The organism is Allobosea sp. CRIB-10 (assembly GCF_900112185.1).
Classification (GTDB): domain Bacteria; phylum Pseudomonadota; class Alphaproteobacteria; order Rhizobiales; family Beijerinckiaceae; genus Allobosea.
Genome location: NZ_FOKP01000066.1, coordinates 1 through 1,324 on the forward strand (window position 1 = coordinate 1; position 1,324 = coordinate 1,324).

At 64.2% G+C, this 1,324-nt stretch carries 1 protein-coding gene and 1 other annotated feature; the gene reads right to left on the bottom strand.

Annotation, left to right across the window (positions count from 1 at the left end):
- Window positions 1–40: 40 nt before the first annotated feature.
- Window positions 41–1,272 (bottom strand): IS3 family transposase gene (locus tag BMZ69_RS30895; protein WP_092163846.1). Its coding sequence is split into 2 segments (ribosomal slippage): window positions 41–981 and window positions 981–1,272, totalling 1,233 coding nucleotides; the frame shifts between segments, so codons are not numbered across the junction.
- Window positions 872–988: a sequence feature (AL1L pseudoknot), on the bottom strand. Its footprint overlaps the gene before it by 117 nt.
- Window positions 1,273–1,324: the final 52 nt, after the last annotated feature.

Below are 1,324 nucleotides of genomic sequence, written 5' to 3' on the forward strand. Positions count from 1 at the left end.
GTGAACCGCCCCGGGTTCGCCGGAGGCCGTTTGGTTTGAGTCAGGCTGCGATGGCTGGCTCGTCCAGCATCGCGTAATAGCGTTCCTCGGCTTCGGCCGGCGGGATGTTGCCAATAGGCTCCAGCAGCCGGCGATGGTTGAACCAGTCGACCCAGGTCAGCGTGGCGAACTCGACTGCCTCGAAGCTTCGCCAAGGTCCGCGCCGATGGATCAACTCTGCCTTGTAGAGTCCGTTGATCGTCTCTGCGAGAGCGTTGTCATAAGAGTCGCCGACGCTGCCGACCGAGGGCTCTATCCCCGCCTCGGCGAGGCGCTCGGTGTATCGAATGCTGACGTATTGAGAGCCCCTGTCGGAATGATGCACGAGGCCGCCGCGATGGACCGGTCTTCGCTCATGCAGGGCCTGCTCCAGCGCGTCGAGCACGAAGCTGGCATGTGCAGTCCGAGATACGCGCCAGCCGACGATCCGCCGAGCATACGCGTCGATGACGAAGGCGACATAGACAAAGCCCGACCAGGTGCTGACATAGGTGAAATCCGAGACCCACAGCATGTTCGGCGCCGGCACATGGAACACCCGGTTGACATGGTCCAGCGGACACGGCGCGGCCTTGTCCTGAACGGTCGTGCGGAGGGGCTTGCCGCGAATGACACCTTGCAGGCCGAGGTCGGCCATCAGGCGTTCGACCGTGCATCGCGCAACGTCGAACCCCTCGCGCAACATCTGCCGCCAGACCTTGCGTGCGCCATAGACCTCGAAGTTCTCCCCGAACACGCGCTCGATCTGCGGCTTCAGCTTCAGGTCCCGCTTCGCCCGAGCCGACAGCTTCCGGGGATCGGTCCGCTTGGCGACATGCTCATGGTAGGTTGACGGGGCGATCGGCAGCACCTTGCAGATCGGCTCGACCCCATAAGCCCCACGGTGATCGTCGATGAAGCCGATCATGACCGGTGTCGGCGGTCGAGCTCCGCCTGGGCAAAATACGCCGATGCCTTGCGCAGGATCTCATTGGCCTGCCGCAGTTCCCGGTTCTCGCGTTCGAGAGCCTTGAGCTTGGCCGCGATGTCCGTTGTCAGCCCGGGCTTGCGGCCGCTGTCGACCTCGGCCTTCTTCACCCAATCGCTCAGCGTCTGCGCCGTGCAGCCGATCTTGCCGGCGATCGACGTGATCGCCGCCCAGCGCGACGGATGCTCGGCTTCATGGTCCAGCACCATCCGCACCGCGCGCGCACGCACCTCAGGCGAGAACTTGTTCGTCGTCTTGCTCGTCATAGCCCCATCCTCTCAGGAGTTGGGGCCTCCGACAAACCCGGGGCGGTTCACT